This window comes from Alcaligenes sp. HNGD-HTN06 (assembly GCF_049932565.1).
In the GTDB taxonomy this organism is placed as follows: Bacteria; Pseudomonadota; Gammaproteobacteria; order Burkholderiales; family Burkholderiaceae_B; genus Alcaligenes; species Alcaligenes ammonioxydans.
Window position 1 is genome coordinate 1,939,387 of record NZ_CP187782.1, and the last position, 22,683, is coordinate 1,962,069.

The 22,683-nt window shown below is 57.3% G+C and carries 23 protein-coding genes; 6 read left to right on the top strand and 17 right to left on the bottom strand.

All coding sequences use genetic code 11. From position 1 onward, the window contains the following. The 13 genes from tssH to ACOZ42_RS08845 form a co-directional block, all read right to left on the bottom strand. Complete coding sequence (tssH, locus tag ACOZ42_RS08785; protein WP_426345044.1) at positions 1–2,682, bottom strand: type VI secretion system ATPase TssH; 2,682 nt, start codon at positions 2,680–2,682, stop codon at positions 1–3. Beyond that, entirely contained in the window at positions 2,669–3,697 is a 1,029-nt protein-coding gene (tssG, locus tag ACOZ42_RS08790) for a type VI secretion system baseplate subunit TssG (RefSeq protein ID WP_426345045.1), read from the bottom strand. Before tssG ends, tssH begins: the two co-directional genes overlap by 14 nt. Then, positions 3,661–5,379: a type VI secretion system baseplate subunit TssF gene (gene tssF / locus ACOZ42_RS08795; RefSeq protein WP_094196780.1), complete on the bottom strand. Its 1,719-nt coding sequence runs from the start codon at positions 5,377–5,379 to the stop codon at positions 3,661–3,663. Before tssF ends, tssG begins: the two co-directional genes overlap by 37 nt. 40 nt (positions 5,380–5,419) lie before the next feature. Continuing rightward, positions 5,420–5,839, bottom strand: coding sequence for a type VI secretion system baseplate subunit TssE (tssE, locus tag ACOZ42_RS08800; RefSeq protein ID WP_003799822.1), 420 nt, complete (start codon positions 5,837–5,839; stop codon positions 5,420–5,422). A 12-nt stretch (positions 5,840–5,851) separates the two neighbouring features. Next, complete coding sequence (locus ACOZ42_RS08805; protein ID WP_003799821.1) at positions 5,852–6,337, bottom strand: Hcp family type VI secretion system effector; 486 nt, start codon at positions 6,335–6,337, stop codon at positions 5,852–5,854. 143 nt (positions 6,338–6,480) lie between these two features. Continuing rightward, on the bottom strand, positions 6,481–7,968 hold the full coding sequence (tssC, locus tag ACOZ42_RS08810; protein ID WP_003799819.1) for a type VI secretion system contractile sheath large subunit: 1,488 nt from the start codon (positions 7,966–7,968) through the stop codon (positions 6,481–6,483). 2 nt (positions 7,969–7,970) lie between these two features. Beyond that, positions 7,971–8,474: a type VI secretion system contractile sheath small subunit gene (tssB, locus tag ACOZ42_RS08815; protein WP_003799817.1), complete on the bottom strand. Its 504-nt coding sequence runs from the start codon at positions 8,472–8,474 to the stop codon at positions 7,971–7,973. A gap of 38 nt (positions 8,475–8,512) precedes the next feature. After that, positions 8,513–9,940 carry a TssA family type VI secretion system protein gene (locus ACOZ42_RS08820; RefSeq protein ID WP_426345046.1) on the bottom strand — a complete coding sequence of 476 codons (1,428 nt, stop codon included), beginning with the start codon at positions 9,938–9,940 and terminating at the stop codon, positions 8,513–8,515. A 288-nt stretch (positions 9,941–10,228) separates the two neighbouring features. Further along, entirely contained in the window at positions 10,229–10,891 is a 663-nt protein-coding gene (locus tag ACOZ42_RS08825; protein ID WP_426345047.1) for a hypothetical protein, read from the bottom strand. Positions 10,892–11,335: 444 nt separating this feature from the next. Next, on the bottom strand, positions 11,336–11,797 hold the full coding sequence (locus ACOZ42_RS08830; protein ID WP_336579481.1) for a GNAT family N-acetyltransferase: 462 nt from the start codon (positions 11,795–11,797) through the stop codon (positions 11,336–11,338). An 80-nt stretch (positions 11,798–11,877) separates the two neighbouring features. Further along, a complete protein-coding gene (locus ACOZ42_RS08835; protein ID WP_240208665.1) occupies positions 11,878–13,005 on the bottom strand; it encodes a site-specific integrase in 1,128 nt (375 codons plus the stop codon). Between the two features lie 71 nt (positions 13,006–13,076). After that, a complete protein-coding gene (locus tag ACOZ42_RS08840; protein ID WP_003799808.1) occupies positions 13,077–13,589 on the bottom strand; it encodes a ClbS/DfsB family four-helix bundle protein in 513 nt (170 codons plus the stop codon). Positions 13,590–13,670: 81 nt separating this feature from the next. Then, the gene (locus tag ACOZ42_RS08845) at positions 13,671–14,255 is read right to left on the bottom strand and encodes a hypothetical protein (protein WP_415301713.1); all 585 of its coding nucleotides are present in this window, start codon (positions 14,253–14,255) and stop codon (positions 13,671–13,673) included. Between the two features lie 214 nt (positions 14,256–14,469). On the opposite strand from ACOZ42_RS08845, the gene ACOZ42_RS08850 reads away from it, so the two are divergent. Genes ACOZ42_RS08850 through ACOZ42_RS08860 form a run of 3 tightly spaced genes read left to right on the top strand, consistent with a single transcriptional unit; the run spans position 14,470 to position 16,230 of the window. Further along, positions 14,470–15,039: a cytochrome b gene (locus tag ACOZ42_RS08850; protein WP_240208663.1), complete on the top strand. Its 570-nt coding sequence runs from the start codon at positions 14,470–14,472 to the stop codon at positions 15,037–15,039. Then, positions 15,036–15,599, top strand: coding sequence for a YceI family protein (locus tag ACOZ42_RS08855; RefSeq protein ID WP_336579479.1), 564 nt, complete (start codon positions 15,036–15,038; stop codon positions 15,597–15,599). The genes ACOZ42_RS08850 and ACOZ42_RS08855 overlap by 4 nt, the downstream gene beginning before the upstream one ends. A gap of 58 nt (positions 15,600–15,657) precedes the next feature. Further along, the gene (locus ACOZ42_RS08860) at positions 15,658–16,230 is read left to right on the top strand and encodes a YceI family protein (protein WP_336579478.1); all 573 of its coding nucleotides are present in this window, start codon (positions 15,658–15,660) and stop codon (positions 16,228–16,230) included. Positions 16,231–16,262: 32 nt separating this feature from the next. Here the strand turns inward: ACOZ42_RS08860 and arsC are convergent, their stop codons facing one another. Then, the gene (gene arsC, locus ACOZ42_RS08865; RefSeq protein WP_003799803.1) at positions 16,263–16,607 is read right to left on the bottom strand and encodes an arsenate reductase (glutaredoxin); all 345 of its coding nucleotides are present in this window, start codon (positions 16,605–16,607) and stop codon (positions 16,263–16,265) included. Between the two features lie 122 nt (positions 16,608–16,729). On the opposite strand from arsC, the gene ACOZ42_RS08870 reads away from it, so the two are divergent. The 3 genes from ACOZ42_RS08870 (at position 16,730) to ACOZ42_RS08880 (ending at position 19,234) form a co-directional block, all read left to right on the top strand. After that, complete coding sequence (locus tag ACOZ42_RS08870) at positions 16,730–17,428, top strand: glutathione binding-like protein (RefSeq protein WP_003799802.1); 699 nt, start codon at positions 16,730–16,732, stop codon at positions 17,426–17,428. 12 nt (positions 17,429–17,440) lie between these two features. Then, positions 17,441–18,235, top strand: coding sequence for an RsiV family protein (locus ACOZ42_RS08875; RefSeq protein ID WP_426345048.1), 795 nt, complete (start codon positions 17,441–17,443; stop codon positions 18,233–18,235). Between the two features lie 159 nt (positions 18,236–18,394). Then, positions 18,395–19,234: a DUF2789 family protein gene (locus ACOZ42_RS08880; RefSeq protein WP_003799800.1), complete on the top strand. Its 840-nt coding sequence runs from the start codon at positions 18,395–18,397 to the stop codon at positions 19,232–19,234. A gap of 160 nt (positions 19,235–19,394) precedes the next feature. Here the strand turns inward: ACOZ42_RS08880 and ACOZ42_RS08885 are convergent, their stop codons facing one another. The 3 genes from ACOZ42_RS08885 to holB all read right to left on the bottom strand — a co-directional run bounded on the left by ACOZ42_RS08885 (position 19,395) and on the right by holB (position 22,572). Then, positions 19,395–20,249, bottom strand: a complete 855-nt coding sequence (locus tag ACOZ42_RS08885; RefSeq protein WP_003799799.1) for an ankyrin repeat domain-containing protein — start codon at positions 20,247–20,249, stop codon at positions 19,395–19,397. Between the two features lie 485 nt (positions 20,250–20,734). Continuing rightward, the gene (locus ACOZ42_RS08890) at positions 20,735–21,505 is read right to left on the bottom strand and encodes a TatD family hydrolase (protein ID WP_059317606.1); all 771 of its coding nucleotides are present in this window, start codon (positions 21,503–21,505) and stop codon (positions 20,735–20,737) included. 17 nt (positions 21,506–21,522) lie between these two features. Then, positions 21,523–22,572, bottom strand: coding sequence for a DNA polymerase III subunit delta' (gene holB, locus ACOZ42_RS08895; RefSeq protein ID WP_003799797.1), 1,050 nt, complete (start codon positions 22,570–22,572; stop codon positions 21,523–21,525). Between the last annotated feature and the right edge of the window lie 111 nt (positions 22,573–22,683).

A 22,683-nucleotide genomic window follows, 5' to 3' on the forward strand; every position in this document is an offset into this window, starting at 1 on the left:
TTAGCTCCCCATCCGTATCACCCAGGGCTGCGATGCCTGCGGACCCACATCTACACTCAAGGCGGTCGAGCCATCACCGTCGGCCATCCAGGCCAACACCCGGTCAGACAGCGCCGGCAACAGGCTCTTGCGCAAAATAAAGTCGATATTGCGCGCGCCACTGTCTACCTCGGTACAACGCGCCGCAATGGCCTGAGCAACCGCGGGGGTAAATTCCAGACTCAACCCATTGCTAACTTGCAAGCGCTGCACGATGCGAGCCAGTTTTATCTGCACAATCTGCGCCAAAGCCTCATCCGACAGCGTGCCGTAGGGCACCACCGTCATGCGCGCCAGCAGAGCCGGCTTGAAATGCTGCGACAGTGTCGGGCGGATACGCTCGGCCAGTTCATCAGTCTGCGGCGGGGGGGACTCGGCCCGGGCGGCCGTCACGATGTCGGTGGCCAGATTGCTGGTCAGGAAAATGACCGTATTGGAAAAGTCGATCAGCCGACCTTCGCCATCGGCCAGCGAGCCTTTGTCAAACACCTGATAAAACAGATTGACCACATCCAGATGAGCCTTTTCCACCTCGTCCAGCAGCACCACACTGTAGGGCCGTTTTCTGACAGCTTCGGTCAGCACGCCGCCTTCGCCATAGCCCACGTAGCCGGGAGGTGAGCCGACCAGCCGGCTGACAGTGTGTTTTTCCTGAAATTCGCTCATATTGATGGTGGTCAGCGCCTGCTCACCGCCGAACATCTCATCGGCCACCGCCAACGCTGTTTCTGTCTTGCCCACCCCCGAAGGACCGACCAACAAAAACACGCCCAGCGGCTGGCGCGGATCGCGCAAGCCGGACTGCGCCGCCTTAAGCACCTGGGCTATCTGCGCGAGGGCCTCATCCTGACCCCGGATGCGCTGACACAACTGCCCCGCCAGTCCCAGCACGGCACTGGCCCCATCGCGCTGCATCTTGCCCAGTGGCACGCCGGTCCAGTCCGAGACCACCTGCGCGACCGTATCGGGCCCGACCTCCGTAAACAAGAGAGGGGCATCGCCCTGCAGGCGGCACAATTGCTCGCGTGCCTGGCTCAACGCCTGGGTCAAATCCTCGGGCGACAAGTCCGGCTCCACCGCCGCATCACCGTGTTCAGGTCCGGCCTTGTCGGGGTCTGCCTGCAAGCGGGCCAGACGCTGCCGCAAATCCAGGACCTGCTCGGCAGCTGCCCGTTCGGCCTGCCAGCGTTCGACCAGCGCATCCAGATCCTGTTGGTCCTGCTGCACGTGTGCATCGATCTGCTCAAGACGCGCCGCCTCGATACGATGACCGTGCGCCTGATCGCGTTCCAGGGCCTCACGCTCGCGGGCCAAACCCGCCAGACGACGTTCTATCCGCTCCACCCCGGCAGGCTTGACTCCTAGACTGATACGCACGCGGGCTGCTGCCGTATCCAATAAATCCACAGCCTTGTCCGGCAACTGTCGACCCGTGATGTAGCGCTCCGACAAGGTGGCTGCGGCCTGCAAGGCATCGTCGCGCACGCTCACACCATGCACCGCCTCGTAGCGGCTCTTGAGCCCACGCAGTATCTGCACCGCCGTGGCACTGTCAGGCTCGTCCAGTCGAATCAATTGAAACCGTCGCGTCAGGGCCGGATCGCGCTCGAAATACTTCTTGTACTCGGCCCAGGTGGTCGCGGCAATGGTGCGCAGCTCACCACGCGCCAAGGCCGGTTTGAGCAGATTGGCGGCATCGCTGCCACCGCTGGCGCCACCGGCGCCAATCAGCATATGCGCCTCGTCGACAAACAAGATAATGGGCTGCGGTGAGGCCTTGATGGCATCAATCACACCACGTAGCCGTTGCTCAAACTCCCCCTTGACGCTCGCCCCGGCCTCCAGCAGCCCCAGGTCCAGGCCCAGCAAGCGGGTACCGCGTAAAAACTCCGGCACATCGCCTTGCTCGATGCGCAAGGCCAGCCCCTCGACCACCGCTGTCTTGCCCACGCCGGGTTCACCCACGCAAATGGGGTTGTTCTTGCGACGACGCGCCAGAATGTCGATCATCTGGCGGATCTCATCGTCACGCCCGAATACCGGATCTATCTCACCGCGCGCCGCCTTGGCGGTGTAATCTTCGCAAAACCGCGCCAGTGCGCTATCAGCGGCCGAGGTCGCCGTGGGCGGTGCCCCCTTGGACGCGTCGAGCGGCTCGTAAGCCTGCTCAGCCGACGTCCCGGTCCAGGCGGCAAACTGCTTGTGCAATTGCTCACTGGAGAGGGCGCGCAAACTCTCGCCCCACGGTGTACCTGCGGCGTAATAACCCAGCCGCATCAACAAGGCCAGCAACACGGCACCACTACGCACATGGCGGCCCCCCAGATTGACCGAGGCGACCAGCCAGCTGTCTTGCAAGCACTCCGTCAGCATGGGCGAGAAAACCGGGCGACCCGGATTGCCGCTTTTGAAGCGTGCCAGTGCATCCTCCAATTGGGCGGCCAGTCGCAGGCTATCAATCTGGCTCTGGGCCAGAATGTGAGCCAGATCGCTGCCCGTCTCGCTCAGCAGGCGATGCAACAGGTGCTCAATGCTGATTTCATAATGCCCCCGTGCCAGGGTCAGGCCTGCGGCAGACTCCACGGCCGCTGTGCACAAGGGATTGAGCCTGGCAAACAAAGGCTTTAAGTCAACGAGCATCATGATCATCGTTCTCCGCAGTAAAAAGATTCAAGCCGAAACGCACCGGCCGCTCGGCCAGTACGCGGCTACGGCCTTGGCCCAGCCATGTATTGCATCCCAGCCGCTGCCAACCCCGGCCCAGACAGGCCCCCTGGCGCTGCTGCGGCTCCAGCCACAACTGCAGCTCACACTGCAGCGGAGCCTGTAAATACCAGGCCACGGTGCGGCTGACCCGATCAAACAAGGGCGCACCCGGCAATAAGTCGTGAAACAACTCGGCCTGCAAAGGGCCAATTTCGATATCGGCATTGCCGGCGCAATCGAGCACCTGTTCGCCCAGCACACTGTCCTCACCCAAACTACAGGCCTGTCCGCCCAAGCGGCTGCGATAGACCGGGGCAATGCGGACAAAGCGCGGTGCACAGGGGTGGACCCGCACCGGCAAGCCCCCCAACAAACCTGCCAACAGGCTTTGCAAACCCAAGGCGGAACGTGACTTCATGCCCAGATTGCCGGCAAAAGGCAGGAGCGCCTGTGCATCATCCTGGCGCTCAGGCGTCTCACGCAGCCCTACCAGGGCATATAGCTGGCGCAGGCGCTGGCCGTCACGACGCTCGTGCACAGCCAGCCAGATGCGATACTTTTCCCAAGCCTGATACAGCAGCGGATAAAGCGCCGCATGCACAATGTCGATAAAGTCGCGGCGGGCCGAATATCCCTGCATCGCCTCTTGAATCAGGTCCTCGGTATAAAACGTGGGCAGCGGCGAGGTCACCCCATACAAGCCAAAGAAATTGGCTTCAATATGAAAACGGCCATCGACACCGCATTCGACCTTGGCCAGATCCGACTCGGGGAATGCCAATGTCAATGCCGGCCGAATACGCACGCGCTCGCGCAAGGCCGCATCGTCGCCCAGATGCTGGCGCAGCAAACGCGCCGCCTGGAAAAAGCTGTATTGGGGGGCCTGGGTCTGCAAATCCTGCAGCAGCCCAGCCTCTACAACAGGCGTTGCTGACCGATTTGCGCTGGCCATTGCAGCGTCTCCCCATGGACCGTGTCATGCAGCGTCAAGGCGATGAAGGTATTCATCGTGGCGCAGCCGGACAAAAATTCGTTCAAGACAGAACCGAACAGATACAGGCTGCCGGGACCTGAGAAATGATCTCCTGCGCACTCGATGCGAACCGTACTGCCCTGCACAGGCATGCCGCGCACCATGCGCCGCTGGCTTTGCACCTGCACCTGCTGAATAGATTCGATCTGGCGCAATCCGGCGGCCCGCTGCCCGGACTCCCCGCGTTGCTCGGGCAGATACAGCAACAGCAATTTGCGCAGACTCTCGGCGCTGGACAGCGCCATCTGATTGGCCTGCATGTGCGAGAGCACGCGCCAGAGCAAATCCTGCGCCAGATAGGGTTCGCGATAGGAGGTGACCCCGGTGATGTTGGAGAAGGTCACTCGCACCGGCGACCGGTCGGTCGCCTCGCATATCTCGCCCAGGCGCAGATCATCCGGCCCGCTGCCGTCTGTGCAGCTCAGGCGCAAGGACAGGACCTGCTCACCGTCTTGCGCCAGCCCAGCGCCTGGCAAGCTTAAATAATGCTCACAACCCGAGCCCAGTGCCGAGGCACGTACGCGAATGTGATAGGACTGGGCGCCCGGCACACAGTCGCTGGCCGGCTGATAGCCTTGTTCCAGCCCATCCGCACTGCGCAGGTCCACCCGGTCCACACTGTAAATCTGAGCACCCTGACGCCCCGTGACTGGCCGGATACGATATTCCGGCTGCCGGTGATCCACGTACAAGGGCTGGCCATCCAGGGGGTACAAGTTGACGGCCGGGCTCGCATGTAAGACAAAATTGTCCACACTGACCTCAGGAGCCCAGTCGGGCAGACGGTCAAACTCAAAACGCAACACCAGCCGCGTCCCCTGGCGGGCACGCCAGCGCTCCAGTCCCTTTAGTTCCAGAAAACGCAGCTTTTCAGGCAGGGCAAAATATTCATGCAAAATGCGCCAGGCCGGATGCGCGCCTGCCGGCCAGGGTAATAAAGGATAGGCGGGGTCAAAGCCAAACGGACGCAGACACGCCGGCTCCAGCCGCACCATGCTGCCTTGGGGCGAGCCGACATAGATGGCGCGCGTGTCACGCATAAGAATTCGAAACAAGCCGCTGGCCACCGTCTCGCTGCCGCCCAGCCACAGCCGTAACGAGTTCCCTTCCCATTGAGCGGCATCCAAGCCTGTCAGAGCCAGTTCCAGCACCAGCGCCGGCACCTGACTGGCGCGCTGACCTGCATCCCAATAGGCGTGTTCCAGACGCAAAGGCTCAACAGCGACCGGATAAATCGCATTGAATACCGCGCGTTCACCGCGCTCGCCGGAAGAGGAAAAAGTCGTACCGACCGGCACCTGCAAGGTTTCACCGGTCACGCTGCGCGGACTGTACTGCATGATGGTCATGCACGGCACCGGCCGCAGGAACTGCGGAAACATCAGTTGCGCCAGACTTTGCACAAACTCAGGAAAATCGTCGTCCAGACGCTGGCGCACAAGCCCCGTCATGAAGGCCACACCTTCGAGCAGACGCTCTACATCCGCATCGACCGCGGCCGCACTGCCCAGCAAGGGGGCCAGAGCGGGATTGCGACGCCCAAACTCCGCGGCCAAGGAGCGCAGATTATGCAGTTCCTGTTCGTAGTATCGATTCAACATTCCCATTTCCCTGGAGCACACGCAATGGCCAACACGTTTGTCATTGCGCTTGCAACGACACCCGGCCAGACGAGGAGATTGACGTAGCCAGCCGTATTGGCAGCTCGTGGTCGTCTACCTGCACCAGACCTTCGAGCGAAAAGCTCAAGGACAGCACTTCACTGCCCTGCTCGCTGACCTGCACTTTGGGCGCTTTCAGGCGCGGCTCGTAGCGTTCGATCATGCGGGTGATACTGTCGATGATCTCGCGCGTGGACCCGCTGCTAAAGGAGCCGGCCAGATTGGTGAAATCCGGCACCCCGAACTCCGGGTCCAGTGGCACGCTGCCGCGCCGGGTATTGAGGATGCGCTGCAGATGCTCGCGTATCGAGACCACCAGCACCTGGGCACGCGTGGCCTGGGTCTGGATCTGTCCCGTCTCCAGCGCAGCAATGCGCTCCAGCAGACGCAACTCGCGCATCCCTTTTCCCTCTTACTTTGGTGTGAGCCAGGAGTCTTCGGCCTCGATGCCGTCCGGCTCCCAGGTCCAGACGATTTTTTCGTAGGTCAGGGCGATGTCTTCCATGTGGCCGAACTGGCGGTTCTCGGGAGCCAGGCAGTTAGGGACCCAGGTGCGCGAGCTGGTGACGACGGCCTTTTCCAGGCGAATCGTGTAGTACTTTTCTTCCGTGCCCTTGGGGCTAATACGGTAAAACTCCAGCTCGACTTTGCTCAGTTGTTCGCCCGAGCACTGTGCCTGGAAGATCTTGGGCGAGGACTTGTCGATTTCCTTGGTCAAGGTAATACCCAGGTGCTGGCGCTTGCCCGAGGGCAGGCCCGTCTGGGGGCTCTTGGGCAGTTCAATACGATGATCGACGGCCTGGATCAGAATCTTGCCGCTGTGACCCTGAACTTCGCAGGACCCTTCGATCTTGCCCTGGGTTTCGCCTTCAAGCGTGAGATAGCATGGCATAGGCATGGTAAATTACTCCTGTTGTTAACTGACTGTGTGATGACTTAAGCAGTAGTTGCCAATACCGGGTACACCACGACGTCTGGCTGGCGTCGCGCCGGTGCCTCAAGGCGGCGATCCTGTGTCAGCAGGATCGCCCGCCCTCAAACTCAGTTTTTGTCCAGCTTGCCCACCAGCGACAAGGTGAACGATGCGCCCATGTACTTGAAGTGCGGACGCACTTTCAAGCCCACGCGGTACCAGCCTGGATCGCCTTCCACATCCGAAACGGTCACCTCGGCCTGTCGCAAAGGCCGACGGCTGCGTACACCCGCGCTCGGGTTATCCATATCGGCCACGTACTGACGAATCCACTCGTTCAGTTCGGCTTCCAGGTCATTGCGCTCTTTCCAGGTGCCGATGTTCTCGCGCTGGATCACCTTGATGTAGTGCGCCAGACGGCTCACCACATAGATGTAAGGCAGTTGCGTGCCCAGCTTGTAGTTGGTCTCGGCCACCTTGCCTTCTTTGTTGTTGCCAAAGAACTTGGGCTTTTGCGAGGAATTGGCCGAAAAGAAGGCCGCATTGTCCGTGTTCTTGCGCATGGTCAGGGCGATAAAGCCTTGTTCGGCCAACTCGAATTCGCGTCGTTCGGAGATCAGCACTTCGGTCGGGATCTTGGTCTGGGTCTCGCCCATGGCCTCGTAGTTGTAAATAGGCAGATCCTCGACCGCCCCGCCGCCTTGCGGACCGATGATGTTGGCGCACCAGCGATAACGTGCAAAGCTGTCGGCCAGTCGGTCTGCAAACGCAAAGGCCGCATTGCCCCACAGAAAGTTCTGATTGCCGCCCGACACATCTTCGTTGTAATTGAAGGTCTTGGCCGGTACCGTGTCCTCGCCATAAGGCACGCGCAGCAGAAAATGCGGCAAGGTCAGGCCCACGAAGCGGGCGTCATCGGACTGACGAAATGAATTCCACTTGGTAAATTGCGGGCCTTCAAAAACCGCACTCAGATCTTTCAGATTGGGCAGTGCCGAGTAATTATCCACGCCAAAAAACTGCGGTCCGGCCGATGCAATGAAGGGCGCGTGCGCCATGGCCGACACGCTGGCCAAGGACTGCAGCAGCTTGATGTCCTGGGTGCCGGGACCAAATTCGTAATTGCCGATGATCGAACCAAACGGCTGACCACCGAACTGTCCGAATTCCGCCGTGTAGACAGCGGTATACAAGCCCGAGCGGGTGATATCGGTGGCATCCTCAAAGTCTTCCAGCAGTGCCTGCTTGGACACATTCAGAATGGCCAGCTTGTTGTTCTCACGAAAATCCGTGCGATCGACCAGAAATTTCAGCCCTGTCCAGGCCGACTCCAGACGTTGAAAATCGGCATGGTGCAAAATCTGGTCCACCTGACGGCACAGTTTGCGATCCAGATTGGCGATCATTTCATCGATCAGGCCCTGGCTGATCTTCTCGCTTTGGCGACCTGGCTCAAGCAGCTCGGCTACAAAGGCTTCCAGCCCCTGGCGGGTAATGGCATAGGCCTCATCATCAGGACGCAGGCGAGTCGATTCAATCAGCTCATCGAGCAGCGAACCGCCTTCCTGGGCGCCTTGCGCAGTCTGAGCCTGCTGTTCCGGTGTGTTTGCAGTCATGTTTATTCCCCTTGCTTGTCCTGTACGCCCAACTCAGCCAGCAGACGCTGACGCGTGCCTTCGTCCTGTACCAGTCCCTGCAGACGCTTGCGAAAATCAGGCAGATTGCCCAGTGGCCCTTTCAATGCCTTGAGTGCGTCGCGCAAGGCAATCAACTGGCGCAGTTCGGGCACCTGATCGACCAGCGCATCGGGCTGAAAGTCGCGCATGGACTCAAACCGCAGGTCCACAGTCAGTTGATCGTCCGGCCCGGCCTGCTCATTGAGCTTGTCCTGCACCAGCAAGGTCAGCGACAGATTCTGGGCCTTGAGCACGTCGTTGAACGTATCCTTGTCCACGCTGACCGGCGTACGCGCATCCAGGGGCGTACTGTCTTCGCGCAAGGTAAAGTCGCCCAGCACTAACTGGCGAAACGGCAGCTCCACCTGCTCCTGGGCATCACCCGTGGCGGGTTTGTACACAATATTGACGCGCTCTTTGGGGGCGACGGAACCATCAGCAGCCATGTCGGTTTCTCCTGTTTAGAAAATCGGGGTCTGTTCTTTCATCGGGCGCGCATCAGTTGCTCGCCACCCGTCTTTAACCGCGCCAACGCTCCATCCAGCAAGCGTCGCGCAGCTTCGGCCTCGGCTCCAGCCGCCATGACCAGAGAGGTCAGGCCAAACACATCCAATCCTTCACCGTCCCGCGCCGTCTCTGTAGGCGGTTCGGCATGGCCAGCGGCCGGTGCAGGCTCAGTCACCCGCGTCCCGGACGCGGTCAGCCACGCACGCGTCTGCTCATCGGCAAAGGGACGCCCATCGCTAAAAGCCAAGCGCTCCAGCCCCGGTAAACGCTGCAAGATCGCTTGCGTTTCGATCAGAATGGTTTGCGCACCGGGCTGTCCCTGAGGCAAAGCCTGCGCCGCCTGATAGGACAGGCGGTTCAAATCCAGCCAGAAACGCATGCGTCCCAGGCGCGACTCTGCAAAGCGCAATATCGCCGCCGGGTCCTGAGCTTCGCTCAGGCGCTCCAGCACTGCCAAGTCCGCGACAGGCGGCGGAGCAACACGCGTCACCCCTTCCTGGGCATGCGGCAAGGTATCCAGAAACAGCCAGGCGCTTTGCCGGTTCAACCGCAGCAGCCAGGCCGTAGCCAATAGTGCATCGTCCAGAGTCAGCAAAGACTCCTGGATCGTCGCGACGCTTTGCTCTACATAGCGCTCGGCCGCGACCACGTCGCTTAGCGTTGCAGCAGCGATGGCAAGGGCCTTGTCGCTCACGGAATCAGGCGCCACCTCAGAGTGCACAGGCTGAGCGACTTCTGTGGCTACACGTACCGGGGCGGCCGTCTGGGTCGCTACCGCAGGCTCGTCCTGAGCCGGTTCAGAACGCGGGAAATCAGGAACAGGCGTTTCAGACGAAGTCTGTGCATCAGGGGCCTCGCTCTGGGCGGTCGGCAACAACTCTCCCAGACGCTTGCCTAAACGCCACCACGCCGGCGGTTCATCGTCTTTAGCCTGCCAGAACGCATCCAGCTCATCACACAGGGCAAGAACCTCGTCGCGTTGCTGCGAATCCAGTCCCTCTGTGTCCCAATCGGGCTCGGACAATACTGCGTCACATTCGTCCAGCAGCCATTGCACCTGATTGCGCCGGCCACGAATGCGTGCCGCAGGCGGACTCATGACGTCCCAGTACACCGTATGCAGATCGCGGATCACCTGCAGTCCAGCTGCCAGACCACGCGTACCGTACTCATGCAACCAGGCTGCGCACAACCACACCCCGGCACTCAAATCCTTGCCCTCTTTATCCAGTACCTGAGTTGCCAGAGAGGCGACCAGTGACCAGTCCACCGGCGTGGCGGCATGCATGTCCACACGCTTTCCGACTTCAGCCTGAAGCGACGCAAATGTCTCACCGTCACGCGGCATGTGCCCATGAGTGAGTGTTTCATTGATGGCCCGTACGCCTAGCTGCTTGTCCAACATCTCTACGTGCTCCCTGAGTCGGATCACCGGAAAAACGGCGATCTGCTACTGATGAACCTAGTGTAGAAATGTCACGTTTAATGACCGTCCAAATCTTATTGTTGCTGTTTCACCGTTTGAGACGATTCAATAAACACTTGGTAAACGCTCAGCCGTTTACACCCGCAGCTTGGCTGCAGCTCCCGCAAAGCGGATGTGCTAGACAACAGTGCCACTTGACATCATCAAGGAGTCTGGGGGCGGGAAGGTTGGATAAGACGGGAACCGGTTATTTCTGGGGCTGTTTTCTCAAGGCGCTAAGGGTAGAGCCGCATTGGATCGCATGGAGGCATCGGGGTTGCGAATGCCAAGTGCAGGGTTCAGTACCGGACTTCCTACCGGCATATGATCTCTGAATTTGAAAGTCTGAAAATTAGCCAATGAAATCGCCCGTATACCATTAATAAAATGGAAAGGGATGATAATTTCCTCTTCACTGGCGGTATGCGGCCCTCGATAGATGAAACCTTGCAGTCCCAGACTCTGAATCAGCGGTTTGTCATCTGGAATTTTTATACCAATTTCACTTAATGCTTCCCTGACCAATTTTGATTTCTCTGATTGCGGAATTTCAGGGTCTGCGATTTCATTACCGGCAATATCAACAAAATGGGTTTTTTCCCCCTTACCTGCGAAATTGTTAACGGTTGAGGTCTCTATATAAATCAGATTGATATAGGCTTCGCCGGTACCATCCGGCGGTAAAGCGTCCGGTAAATACCCTTCTGCCGTGAGTCTATCCTCCGCCACATACAAACCCGACCAATCGTCTTTTTTGCCTTCCGGATAAGACTTGATCGTGCTGCGATAGCGCTTGTCATTGGCGCTGACACCAGCGGACTTGTAGCCCAGAAACACGCCGGTCGGGCCGGGCTCAATGGCGATCTCCCTTGTTTTCGCTTTGACACTCATCGGACTCTCTCCCTGTCTAAGACATGTACTGCAGCGTCAATCCATTCCGTCTTTGACTTTATGGTGATTAAGAATAGAAAGCAGCAACAGGAAAGATAGATCGAGCAAGAGTCAAACGTCAATCAAACCAGAATACTCAGTTTCATTGATTCCTTATTATCAGGCCCTTTAGAAATAACGCCGGGTTCATCATCAGGCAGCGTCACGCCGGATTTTTTTGCGCACACACGAGAACATATTTTTTAAACGAAGAATAGATAAAAACCATATTCAATGAAATGGTTCAGCGTCAAAAAGCCATAACACCTCGGCTGCGCCTTATTCTGCCTACAGACAGGCTCGAGCGCTTGTTCTTGAATTCGAAAAAACTCCTTGCTGTCTGAGCGGTCTTTATCGTTCTTGTTCGCACCGCGCTCCCTGGCAAACTGCCTCAACAAGACAGGTTTACAGAGTCAGCTTGAAACCCTTGTGGCTGGCCGTAAAGCCCAGCTGTTCATAAAACCGATGTGCATCCGTTCGGGCCATATCGGAAGTCAGCTGCACAATACGACATTGGCGCTGACGGCACTGCTCGACGGCCCACTGGATCATCAAACGGCCCAGGCCGGAACCACGGGCCGAGCTGGCAATACGAACAGACTCGATCTCGCCCCGCCATGCGCCTTGGTGAGAGAGTCCCGGCATATAGCTGATCTGCAACGTACCCACCACACGACCATCCAGTTCCACCACGACCAGATACTGATTGGGATCTGCCTCTATGGCGGCAAAGGCATCCAGGTAGGACCGGGCTAGGGGCAAGCGTGTATCTTCGCGTTTTTGGCCCAGAATGTCGTCGGCCAACATGGTGACGATCGCCTCAAGATCGGTTGCAAGCGCCCGACGAAAAACAGGTGTGGATGTCAATTCAAACTCCTTGGTCAAAAAACCGGCTTAATGGATTTGAAATTATGCCCCTTGGAAGCGAACAAACCATGACTAGCCCTTCAGTCTGATTGCGTACTGGGCCTCGTTAATGAGGTCGCCACCACTTTTTGCGCCTGCAACCAAGCCAGCCAGGCAGCCTGCAGACGCCAGGCGCTGGCCGCGCCCGGGGCGTAACCCATCACCTCTTCAATTTCAGGCAGAGAAAAGCCGCGTTCAATCAGGCCAGCACCAAAGGTGTTGCGCAAGCGTTGTGGCGTCATCAACAAATCCATCTGCTTGATGCCCCATTTACTGACGATACGCGCCAGGGTGGCCGGATTCATCTGCGCCTGGGGACGAGCCGCGCTGATCTGACGGCTGCCCGGAAAGACGCGACTCTCTTTCACCCAGGCTCCAGCGTCTTGAAGGCCACTGAAGATCAACCAGCTACGCAACATCTCATCACACCATACGGGCACCCTGACATCGCGCTTTGCCACGCCCGAGAGACTGATGAGCAGGGAGCCATCGCGCCAGAGGGCCATGCCCTCGTCCTCATCGGCCTGCCCGTCAGAAAGGGGGTCAACCCCCACTTGGGTGGCTCTGATGGCCGAGGGATGCAGCTGTTCCAACTCCACCGGACGCAGACCCGTCGCCAGCATCACCGCCACAATCGTCATGTCCCGATATTCGCGCCACCGGGTGGCGACCGTCATATCAGTGGCCAGCTCCAGAACGCGGCGCCGATGACGCAATGACTTGATCGTCGCCCGACATTGTTCGACCGACAGAAATTGAGTGGCCTGATTGTCGGGCGCTTGCCGCCAGCTTTCCTTGAAGGGATCGTTGATGGCTGGCGCCAGAGCGGGGTTTTCGGAGCGACCATCCTGACGACACAGTTCCTCGTAGGCGCGGGCGATGACTTGTTGATAGCGTTCGCGCTGAGGTCGGCGCACATCGTCCAGATTGCTCAAAAAGTCACGAATATCCGTGGGCTGAATCTGCGTGTACTGTTTTTGATGCTCATGAAGGGCCTGCAAAAAGCGCCGCCATAAGGTTCGATACACTCGTTGCGTACTGGCTGCCATGGGGGGACGCTGATGCTGCAGCCAAGTATCAAACAAGGCTTCCGCCGAAATGTCGGCGGCTTTTACGCCCAATAGTGGCAGGTCAAACTGCCCTTCTTCGCGTGTAGACCTTTTTTTCATGGCGTGCCTGTTTTTTCCGTTAATTGCATTTTATGATAAGCCCCCAGGGAGCTGCGTGCAATATGGCCGGCTCAGGCCAGCGAATTTGCTTTCTTCCATTGGCGCAGCCGATTTCGCGCATTGGCATACGGCGAGGCCGTATTGAACTGAATCATGCGCCCCTGTGAGTAGGTCTTGTACCAAGGGGCACCGTACAAGGCCTGGTCGGTACAGTGTCCGACCAGCTCCACAATCCGGCCATAGACATCCTGGAGACGGGTAAGCAGTTCCGAATAAGAAAGATCGGCATAATCCGCGTAGAACTTCTGTGCCAAGGCCCCCAGCTCGTTCCATTTGAAACCACGTTCGGGAAAATCGACCGCTTCCCCCCGGGCTTTGGCGTGACTCCACTTCAATACCAGTTCGTTCCAACCGATTAAATAAGCCACCAGATCCGACACGCTCATCTGTGTTCCTTTGACATGCCCTTGCAGGCTGCGCTCGCGGCATCGCTCCTCAGGAACCGTCAGCAACTCTGCCCTGAGTTGTTGATAGCTACTAGAGATAGCCTGCAGTAACTCCTGTTTGTTTTGCGGTACTGCCATCGGTGCCCTCCCCAGGTCTTGGTTGTTCAAGTCCGGCGCGCCGCCCCCCACGCAAGACAGACGGCAGCCAGACCGCCTGACTTAACGAAAGAGATTTTGGTGTACCCAACCCTTATTGGTCAGAATCAACCGTGCCTGCCCTTGAACTTCTGGTGCTGTCAGTGCACGCAGGTCCTCGTAGGCATCCAGAACGGCTCCATCCGTAATCCACAGCGCGGCATCAGCCAGATGATAAACATAGTTAACTTGGCTGACGGTAAATCCGCCTGCACTGGCCGGCTCTGTGAAGTAGTTGATGCGTTTGAGAACCAGACGGCCCGTACAAAAGGCATCACGCTCACCCTGGGACGGCTCGGAGCCTGCACGTCGCAAATAGGTATCGGCCTGAGGCGTCAATTCGTAGCGCGGTGCCTGCTCTGTCCCCACCTGACGCACGAGCCCCACCGAGGCCAAGGCCGCCAGACGAGCCCGATCCTCCACGATCAGGGGCGAGTCATGCTCAGCCTGGTAAGGATAACTTCGTCCCGGCACACCGACACATAAACCATCCCGGCTATCCAGATAAGACTGGATAGCTGTGCTGAAATTTTCCTCATTGGCCTGCCTGGAGTCCTGACACCCTGCCAACAAGGCGGCTGCCCCAACGACCAACGCTGTCTTCCACATAGATACTTCCTTGCTCGCGAGCTGAAAAATCGAGTGTATCCCGCGCTCGCACCACCCTAACAGCCTTGTCACACGCTGACAAGAAAAGACGCCGATAGCAAGGTCGCAGCGCGACTACCCTCAAATTTGCATTACTGCATTGCAAAATCTGGTCTTTTAGGAAGCTTACAAACAGGTTAAAGTTTCCAGGCTTCGTAAATGAAAGGCATTATCAATGAGCAACACTTCTGTCCCAGAGGATCAGCCCCGTTACACCCGTATCGCCCGCATCTTGCACTGGATCATGGCATTGGCGCTGACTGCCTTGGTCATCGTGGGCTACACCATGAAAACCTTGCCGCTGTCCCCCCTGAAACTGCAAGTCTATTCCTGGCACAAGTGGGCTGGCATCACCCTGCTGCTACTGCTGGTGCTGCGCCTGATCTGGCGTTTGTTGCACCGCCCCCCTGCCTTGCCCGCCAGCATGTCTTTCTGGAGCCGGGCGCTGGCGCATAGCGGCCATGCCCTCCTGTATCTGTTGATGCTGGCCATCCCTCTGACCGGCTGGCTGATGAGCTCGGCCAAAGGATTCCAGACGGTCTGGTTTGGCGTGATCCCCCTGCCCGATCTGGTCTCCAAAGACAAACCTTTGGGAGAGTTGCTGGTCCAAGTACACATCTTTTTGAATTACGCCCTGATTGCCATGGTCAGCCTGCACGTTCTGGCGGCCCTCAAGCATCAGTTCATTGACCGTGACGGCTTGCTCGGCCGCATCACCTTTACTTTAGGCAAAGCCAAATCATGAAAAAATCTGTCTTCGTGTCCCTTCTGGCCGGCTCCTTGGGTCTCAGTCTCAGTCTGGCGGCCAATGCCAAGAACTACCAGACGCTGGATGTCCAAAATAGCGAAATCGGCTTTCAGTATTCGCAAATGGGCGTGAAGCTGGATGGCCAATTTCGCAAGTTTGAAGGCGAGCTGAACTTCAACCCCGACGCCCTGGATCAGTCCAAGGTGGTGTTGAAAGTGGCACTGGATAGCGTGGATACCGGTTCGGAAGAAGCCGATGACGAATTGCAGGACGTACGCTGGTTCGACATTGACGCGCATCCCCAGGCCGTTTTCAGCTCCAAGCGTTTCCGTGCCGTCAGCGCCCAGCAATATGAAGTGCAAGGCACGCTGCAGATCAAAGGCCGTGAACAGCCCGTTACTGTCATGGCAACCATGGCACCCGAAGGCGATAAAGCTACGTTCAGCGGCGCTTTTGACATTAAGCGTGGCGACTTCTCGATCGGTGAAGGCTCCTGGTCCAGTTACGACATCGTGGCCAACGAGATCACCGTCAATTTCAAGATTGATGCCCGGTAAACCGACGCATCAGCCCTCATTCCTCTTTTCTACCCGCATCAGCAAGGATTACACCCTCATGATCAAACCAGTGATTGCTCTGTCCGCCAGCTTCCTCCTTGTCTTTGCCGCTCAAGCCGCGCCGGTGAGCTATCAGGTTGAGCCCAGCCACACCTTTGTACACTTCAGCTACAAGCACCTGGGCCTGAGCACTCAAAACCAGCGTTTCGACAAAGCACAAGGCACGGTTACCCTGGATCAGCAAGCCAAAACCGGCAGCATCGACATGAAAGTCGACACCCGTTCGGTCAGCACCGGCTTTCCCCTGTTCGATGAACACATTCAAGGCAAGGATTACTTTGATACGGCCCAGTTTCCTGAAGCCACGTTCGTATCCAAGGAAATTCAATTCGACGGCGACAAGCCTGTGTCCGCCAAAGGCGATCTGACCATCAAGGGCATTACCAAGCCCGTTACCATGAACATTGAGTCGTTCCTGACCATGCCCAAGCACCCGATGTTGAATAAACCCGCCCTGGGTGCGGATGGCAAGATCGAGATCAAGCGCAGCGACTTTGGCATGGCTGCCAATGTGCCCCATGTCGGTGATGAGGTCACCATCCGTATCGCCCTGGAGGCCATCGCGCCCTGATCCAGACCTGCCCGCCGTTGCAGGAAATCCAGTTACAGGATTTCCTGCACCACTTCCAGGGGACGCGCCAGACGCGTCCCTTTTTCCGTCACCACAATGGGACGATTCAGCAAAATGGGGTTGGCTTCCAGGGCAGCGAGCAACTCCTCGTCGCTTAAATCCGGATTGTCCAGATTCAACTCGCTGTAAATCGCTTCTTTGCTACGCATGGCCTCACGCACCGTCAGACCCGTGGCCGCAATCAGCGCTTTGAGTTCGCTGCGCGACAAGGGGGTTTTCAGGTATTCAATGATCTCGGGCTCCCGTCCTTTTTCTCGCATCAGGACCAGGGCATTGCGCGAAGTGCTGCAGCGCGGATTATGATAGATTTTGCTCATAACAGTCTTTGACTTCCTATAAACCGTATTCAGGCAAACAATAGTAGCCCAGCGCTGCCGGCCCCGTCATCCGGCCTGCTTGCGGCAAACAGGCCCGCATCTTCATTCAGCCAGGAGAACCCATGATCGACCTGTATTACTGGACCACTCCCAACGGACATAAAATCACGATGTTTCTGGAAGAGTCCGGTCTGCCTTACACCCTGTACCCCGTCAATATTGCTCAGGGCGACCAGTTCAAACCCGAGTTCCTGCGTATCGCCCCCAATAATCGCATTCCCGCCATTGTCGACCACGCTCCGCAAGACGGCGGCGCGCCCATCTCCTTGTTTGAGTCAGGCGCCATCTTGCAGTATCTGGCCGAAAAAACCGGACAATTCCTGTCCGCAGACTTGCGCATCCGCACCGAAACCTTGCAGTGGCTCTACTGGCAAATGGCAGGGCTGGGCCCCATGGCCGGTCAGAACCATCATTTCAATGTGTATGCCCCGGTAAAAATCGAGTATGCGATAGATCGTTATGTGCGTGAGACAGGTCGCCTCTATGGCGTGCTCAACAAGCATCTGGCGCAGCGCGACTTTATCGCCGGAGACTATTCCATTGCGGACATGGCCAGTTACCCCTGGATTGTCTCGCATGAGCGCCAAGGCCAGAACCTGGACGACTTTCCCCATTTGAAGCGTTGGTTCCAGCGTATTGCCGAACGACCAGCTACGGGTCGTGCCTACGCACTGGTCGAGACAATCAACCCAGGCTCTCCCGTCCATGATGAGAAAGCCCGTCAAATCCTTTTTGGCCAAGACTCCAAAACCATTCGATAGGACTACGACTCCATGACCTTACAGCGCCCTTATCAGCTGCTGCTTATTGGCCTGACAACCCTGGCTCTGTCGGCGTGCTCCAGCACGCCAAGCTCCAATATTTCCCTGATCCCCACGCAAACCCAGGATCAGACGGAAAAAGACGGTGTCTTTACCCAATCCCTGAACTACAAGCACATCAAGCCTGGCTGTACCGGCGAATGCCCGCGCCTGGAAGTCAAATCCCTGATTTTCCCCGGTAATCCTGAGCTAACCGGGCTGGTCGATGAAAGCCTGGCACACATGACCGTCATCACCGACCGCCATCCCGGTTATCGTGGTTTGAAAGAGTTCGAGAACTACTACTGGGCCACGGCCAATCATCGCGATGAAATTCATCTGTCAGCCCGTACGCGCTACCGCAACCGCGATCTGACCGTTGTAGAGCTAAGTTCAGGCATTTACATGACCGGTGCCGCTCACGGTATTACGGCCACGCAGTTCATCAACTGGGACAATCGCCTGAAAATGGCCCTGCCCCTGGATCGTATTATCGCCCCAGGCAAGATCAAACCTTTCCAGGAACTGGTACGTCAAGCCCATCAGAACTGGCTCTCCGGCCTGAGCGAAGCGCGCGAGGATCGCGCCGGCTGGGACAGAATGTGGCCTTTCCAGCCCGCTCAGAATATTGCGCTGACGGACCAGGGGCTACTGGTGAAGTACAACCCCTATGAGATCGCCCCCTATTCCTTCGGTCAGCCTGAGTTCTTGCTGCCTTACTCCCAATTGAAAGGCATATTGCGCCCCGACTATCTGCCCGCCAACTAGCCAAACCGCTTGACTGAGCAGACAGGCGGCCTTCCTCTGGTCGCCTGTCCTAGCCCACACGCTGTTGCACGCTACCCCAAGCCCGGCATCGCTGCCCTGCCGATCCGAAACCCAGCCTGCTGCCAGCGCCCTGTTCCCTCTTTACCTGGTCCCGCCATCATGTCTGATAATTTGTTCCGCTTTCACGACCTGTTTGCCCAATTGGGTTTGCCGAACTCACCTGAGGCGATTGCCCGCTTTCTGAACGAACACCGCCCCTTGCCCAACGACGTCCTGCTGGCGGATGCCCCTTTTTGGGATGCCTCCCAGGCGGATTTCATTCGGGAAAAACGCCTGCAGGATGCGCCCGAATGGATTCAGGTCATTGATCAACTCAGCGAAGCGCTGCGTGAGACCAGGGACGTCGTAAGTTCAGATAGGCCTTGTCGTGTGCTGGCCCTCTCTGGGAGCCTGCGCCAGGGCTCTTTCAATACCGCCTTGGCTCATGCAGCCCAAGCCCAGGCCCCTCAGGGCATGACGGTTGAAGTGGCAACCTTGCACGGCATCCCCCTGTATGACGGTGATCTCGAAAGCAGCAACGGCATTCCAGAGGCGGTACTGAGCTTGAAAGCAAAAATTCTGAATGCAGACGCGCTCCTTCTGGTCACCCCCGAATACAACAATGGCATACCCGGCGTGTTCAAGAACGGCATTGACTGGCTGTCACGCACTGATAGGAACGCCATTTTCTCAGAACGTTTAACGGGGTTGATCGGTGCCTCCATGGGGGGATTTGGCACGATTTCATCCCAGGCGGCCTGGCTGCCCACACTGAAAATGTTGGGCGTGTCCCTCTACAGCGGGGGCTCTTTGATGGTGTCTCGCGCACAGAACTCCTTTGACGCAGCGGGCACGTTACACGATGAGCACACCCTGAACCTGCTGAGCACGTATCTGCAGGGTTTCCACCGTTTTGTCCAGGCCTCCCAGCCAAGCAGAGCACATCAAACAAGCGCGTAACCGACACGGCCAGAAGTGCCGGGTGGCCTGATCGCTTTTACAAAGCAAATCGACACGCACAGGTACAACAGAAAACGGTGGGATCAGCACCAGCAAGCCTTACAAGTTCGCCGTCTCAGCAAAAAGGAGCCTTGAAGGCTCCTTTTTTATTGCCCAAGGCTTAAGGCTGAACGGGCTTGTCGAAACGATCCAGATCAAAGTAACGACTGGTACCACTGGAAGCGGCGGGAGCAGAACTTGTACTGTCCGCCGCAGGCGAAGCGGCAGGCTCGACCGTGACAGTCTGGACCCGATTAAGATCGGGCTGCTCCACGCGTTCGGGCACACCATAGGTCTGTACACTCTCTCCCGAAGATGATCCTGCGGGAGGAGGAGTCGAGCCGGCCTTGCGGGCAAGCGTCTGTTCGAGATAGGCGGCCAATTGATCGTGGTTGGCTGAACGCGCCCAGTCTGCAGCGCTCAAACCCTGGGCATTTTGCATGCCTGGGTCTGCACCGGCCGCCAATAACAGATCCACCACCGCACGTTTGCCCGATAAGGCCGCCATCATCAAGGGACTGGTACCGTCGGGTGCGGGCGCATTCACAATCGCTTTTTGCGACAGCAGGTAGCGTACCGTGTCTTCATGACCTTTAGAGGCTGCGTAGTGCAAGGGCGACCAACCCACTCGGTTCACTTGCCCTCCTCGTGCCTGCAAATCACGTAAACGGTCGGTTTCCCCCATCAGGGCCAGATACATCATGGGGGTTTCACGGGCCTCGTTCTCGATGTTCACATTGGTTTGGCGATTGGCCAGCAAGGTATCCACCACTTTCCAGGACTTGTTGCGGATCGCCAGCATCAAAGAGGGATTGCCCTTGGAGTCCACCGCATTAGGGTTCGCCCCTTTGATGAATTCCTGCTCAATGATGTTGGGGCGATCATTTTCCAGCGCCAAATACCAGTTCCGGCTTTCCAACTCAGGCTCCTGCGCCTGCACAGAGGTGGACATCAGCAGGGCCAGAGGCAGCATCATGGAAAGAACAGGCCTTCTTATTACTTTTTTATTAAAAATCATTAACTTAAGTCCTTTTCTTAAGGTGCTTGATGAGGTATTGAAGCGGAAAAAAAAGCTCTTTCGAATCTCAAGCCGTTCCCTCTTGGCAGTAGGTATTTTCTCAGAAAAAGGATCATATAAATCCGCTAAGCAATTGATAATAAACATCAATATAGTCTTAAAAATCTGGAAATGCCTCAGACACTAGACGCCCGTCAAAGCCGTGCGTGACTAGCATGACCGCGCTGCCTTGTTTGTCAATATCGCCGCCTATTGCTCCGTCCGGAGCGAGGGCTTATCCGCGTTCACCCCATCCTGAAAACACAGGCACTACTTATTTAAAATCAATCACTTAGCCTGACTATTTGACACATTACCTAAGAATCAACAGGCATCCCACGTTCTGCTGGCTATGCTCTACTCAATCCCGCAGAGTAGTAAACGAAACTCTAATTCAGATTAACTTAGAGCCGTACCTTATTGAATAATCTGAAAAAATTCTCTGTGCTGGCTTCTTCCACCTCCTTGACGGAAATACCCCGCAATTCTGCAATCTTCTCGGCCACATGAATGACCAGAGCAGGATTATTGGTTTTACCTCGATACGGAACTGGAGCCAGAAAGGGCGAATCGGTTTCAATCAGCAAGCGGTCCAGCGGCACCCGTTGCGCCACGTCTTGGAGCTGGGTGGCATTTTTGAAGGTGACGATGCCCGAGAAGGAAATGTAGAAATTCAGGTCCAGGGCCGCCTGCGCCACTTCCCAGGTTTCCGTAAAGCAATGCATGACGCCCCCCGCAAGCTGAGCCTGCTCCTGGCGCATGATCGCAATCGTGTCCTCACTGGCTGAACGCGTATGAATAATCAAGGGCAGGCCCGATTCACGACTGGCCCGTATATGGGTACGGAAGCGCTCGCGCTGCCACTCCAACGGCTCTTGCAAACGATAGTAATCCAGGCCCGTCTCTCCGATAGCCACGACTTTCGGGTCCTGAGCCAGCGTCACCAGCTCCTGCACGGTGGGCTCGGTCACCTTTTCGTAGTCCGGATGTACACCGACCGAGGCAAACAAATGGGTATGCGGACGGACCAACTCCATCAAACCGGGCCAGTCGTCCATATCGACGCTGACCACTAGCGCACAGCCCACCTGGTTCTGACGCATCTTATCCAGAATGGCGTCCAGATTTTCAGCAAGTTCGGGAAAGTTAAGATGGCAATGCGAATCAACAAACATGATGAGAGGTACTTTTCTTAAACACGACGACATGCCTGGTGCAAACGGTCCAAGGCATGATGAACCAACAATTTAGCATTGAGCGGATGATTGCCCAGCGCCTTTTGCTGGGCCAGCCATTTGAGCGCTTCGGTAAGGGCCGCCGAATTGGCCTGAGCCGCCAGCGCATCAATCTGTTTTTGCAACGAGGGATAGTAACGCGCCGACTGGGCAAAACCACTTAACTGAATATCAACGAACAAACGTTGCCAATGATCGACCCATTCCTGAACCGGAAGTTTTTCCAGCGTATCGGCCAGCGACAAGTCCGCTTCACGGCCAGCTTTCAAGACACCCTCGATCCAGGCACTGAGCCAGTCCGGACACGGCGCCTGCATCGCCTCACTGGCGCTGAACGCCTTTAAGGGAGCTCCCCCCCAGGCTGCCAACCAATCAGATGCGTGCTCTAGCCCCTGCTGCTGCAGCCATTGCACCGATTGCTGAGCATCCGGTACCGGCAAAGGCAAGCGGCGACAGCGTGAGACAAGCGTTGGCAGCAGTCGATCGGGGGCATCGGCCACCAGCAAAAAAACAGTACGATCGGCCGGTTCCTCCAACACCTTCAGCAAGGCATTGGCAGACACCAGATTCAAGGCCTGAGCCGGATACACGACCGCGACGCGCCAGCCTCCCCGATGCGTGGCCGTATTGAACCAGTGCTGCAACTGTCGCAACTGCTCCACCCGGATTTCCCGAGACGGATTTTTACGGGCTGCCGCGTCCTTGGCCAGATCGCCCTCCTGCATGTCGGGTCCCTGCTCCTCCAAGGCAATCGCATCAGGACGCAACAGACGCAAATCCGGGTGATTGCCCCCACGCACCCACTGACAGGCCTGACAGTGGCCGCAAGCCAGTCCCTGAACAGGCTGCTCGCACAATAAACTGGCTCCAGCCGCCCGGGCGAACTGCGTCTTGCCGATACCGGGCAGACCATGGATCAGCCAGGCATGGGCAAAACGCTCTCGATTACCCAGCCAGGCCTGAGCCGTCTCGATTTGCCAGGGTAGAAAAGTCAAACTATCAGACACCGTATTGCCTCAAGGTTGCACATCAACAGGCCTGATTCACGCCAGAAAGACAAGATGGTCTCCCTTGCCTGAACGGCTCAGCGCACATTGTAATATGAACCGGTAAAATGC

Bases quoted from the DNA above. Each gene is read 5' to 3' on its own strand.
- tssH (WP_426345044.1), bottom strand. From the start codon at position 2,682: ATGATGCTCGTTGACTTAAAGCCTTTGTTTGCCAGGCTCAATCCCTTG.
- tssG (WP_426345045.1), bottom strand. From the start codon at position 3,697: ATGGCCAGCGCAAATCGGTCAGCAACGCCTGTTGTAGAGGCTGGGCTG.
- tssF (WP_094196780.1), bottom strand. From the start codon at position 5,379: ATGTTGAATCGATACTACGAACAGGAACTGCATAATCTGCGCTCCTTG.
- tssE (WP_003799822.1), bottom strand. From the start codon at position 5,839: ATGCGCGAGTTGCGTCTGCTGGAGCGCATTGCTGCGCTGGAGACGGGA.
- ACOZ42_RS08805 (WP_003799821.1), bottom strand. From the start codon at position 6,337: ATGCCTATGCCATGCTATCTCACGCTTGAAGGCGAAACCCAGGGCAAG.
- tssC (WP_003799819.1), bottom strand. From the start codon at position 7,968: ATGACTGCAAACACACCGGAACAGCAGGCTCAGACTGCGCAAGGCGCC.
- tssB (WP_003799817.1), bottom strand. From the start codon at position 8,474: ATGGCTGCTGATGGTTCCGTCGCCCCCAAAGAGCGCGTCAATATTGTG.
- ACOZ42_RS08820 (WP_426345046.1), bottom strand. From the start codon at position 9,940: ATGTTGGACAAGCAGCTAGGCGTACGGGCCATCAATGAAACACTCACT.
- ACOZ42_RS08825 (WP_426345047.1), bottom strand. From the start codon at position 10,891: ATGAGTGTCAAAGCGAAAACAAGGGAGATCGCCATTGAGCCCGGCCCG.
- ACOZ42_RS08835 (WP_240208665.1), bottom strand. From the start codon at position 13,005: ATGAAAAAAAGGTCTACACGCGAAGAAGGGCAGTTTGACCTGCCACTA.
- ACOZ42_RS08840 (WP_003799808.1), bottom strand. From the start codon at position 13,589: ATGGCAGTACCGCAAAACAAACAGGAGTTACTGCAGGCTATCTCTAGT.
- ACOZ42_RS08845 (WP_415301713.1), bottom strand. From the start codon at position 14,255: ATGTGGAAGACAGCGTTGGTCGTTGGGGCAGCCGCCTTGTTGGCAGGG.
- ACOZ42_RS08850 (WP_240208663.1), top strand. From the start codon at position 14,470: ATGAGCAACACTTCTGTCCCAGAGGATCAGCCCCGTTACACCCGTATC.
- ACOZ42_RS08855 (WP_336579479.1), top strand. From the start codon at position 15,036: ATGAAAAAATCTGTCTTCGTGTCCCTTCTGGCCGGCTCCTTGGGTCTC.
- ACOZ42_RS08860 (WP_336579478.1), top strand. From the start codon at position 15,658: ATGATCAAACCAGTGATTGCTCTGTCCGCCAGCTTCCTCCTTGTCTTT.
- arsC (WP_003799803.1), bottom strand. From the start codon at position 16,607: ATGAGCAAAATCTATCATAATCCGCGCTGCAGCACTTCGCGCAATGCC.
- ACOZ42_RS08870 (WP_003799802.1), top strand. From the start codon at position 16,730: ATGATCGACCTGTATTACTGGACCACTCCCAACGGACATAAAATCACG.
- ACOZ42_RS08875 (WP_426345048.1), top strand. From the start codon at position 17,441: ATGACCTTACAGCGCCCTTATCAGCTGCTGCTTATTGGCCTGACAACC.
- ACOZ42_RS08880 (WP_003799800.1), top strand. From the start codon at position 18,395: ATGTCTGATAATTTGTTCCGCTTTCACGACCTGTTTGCCCAATTGGGT.
- ACOZ42_RS08885 (WP_003799799.1), bottom strand. From the start codon at position 20,249: ATGATGCTGCCTCTGGCCCTGCTGATGTCCACCTCTGTGCAGGCGCAG.
- ACOZ42_RS08890 (WP_059317606.1), bottom strand. From the start codon at position 21,505: ATGTTTGTTGATTCGCATTGCCATCTTAACTTTCCCGAACTTGCTGAA.